A 1,163-nucleotide genomic window follows, 5' to 3' on the forward strand; every position below is an offset into this window, starting at 1 on the left:
TATCTGAGCTTGCAGTCCCTATTTTGGTTGCGGGCCGAACCATTGGTGTTATTGACTCTGAACATTCTGAGCCACATTTTTACACTAAGCGTCATCAGCAAACCCTAGAGGCTTTGGCGTCGATTATCGCTGCGAAGTACCAGCAAGCGCGTTTACTGCAAGACCTTAAAAAATCTGAAGAAGAAGCACTGCATCTAGCGACACATGATGCGCTTACTGGGCTCCCTAACAGAGCACAGTTTTTATCCTGGGCGCAGCAAGCGATCAATCGAACGGATGGACCGCGGACATATCTTGCGATGATTGATTTAGATCGCTTTAAGTCGGTAAACGATCGTTACGGACATGAAGTGGGGGACCGATTGTTGTGCGAAGTGGCTCGTCGTTTCCAATTCGTGCTTCCCGATACCGTGAAATTCGCTCGCCTTGGCGGTGATGAATTTGCGTTTATCGCAGAACTTGATTCTGCCGATGCACTTAAATTAGGCGATGCGATTGTTCAGTCTTTGACCGACGCCATTAACTTAGAAGTGGATTTGGTCGTGGTCGGTGCTTCAGTAGGGATTGCGGTATTGGATGACTTCGTTCACAAGGTCTCGCACTGGCTGCGACGCGCGGACGCGATGTTGTACCAACAGAAAGCATCGGGTGAATCGGGCGTGATGGTTTATCCCGAGGGTGAAAATCAAAAAATCCCGGTAGAGGTCGTGATACACACAGAGTTGTCCCGAGTCATTGATGCAAAGACACTTGATATTGCGTTGCAACCGATTGTTGCAATGGATACTTCTGAAATTTTGGGATTTGAAGCTTTAGTGCGTTGGACCCATCCGAAGTATGGTTCTATTCGACCTGATCAGTTTATTCCTGTCGCAGAGCGGTCGGGTTTAATTCGCTTACTTGATACTTGTGTGGTTGAGAAGGTGAGTGAGCTATTTAGGGTGATTGGTGACCAGCAGTCCATTTCAATCAATCTGTCTTCAGCAAGTCTGTCGATGTTAGAGCGAAATCAAGCCCTAATGACGCTCGCCGAGCGTGTCGGTCACCGCCTTTGCGTGGAAGTAACGGAACGCTCTATGGTTGCTAATTTTGAACTCGCTGCTAAGGCTCTGCAGCGTCTGCGTGCACTAGGTGTGAAGGTGTTTTTGGACGACTTTGGTACG

General features: G+C 48.4%; 1 protein-coding gene. It reads left to right on the plus strand.

Going from position 1 to position 1,163, the window contains the following annotated elements:
• Nucleotides 1–1,163, plus strand: a 1,163-nt coding sequence (locus tag ACTF5Z_RS09225) for a diguanylate cyclase domain-containing protein (RefSeq protein ID WP_438985383.1), incomplete at both ends; no start/stop codon positions are given.

It is taken from the genome of Aequoribacter sp., from assembly GCF_965659035.1.
Classification (GTDB): domain Bacteria; phylum Pseudomonadota; class Gammaproteobacteria; order Pseudomonadales; family Halieaceae; genus Aequoribacter.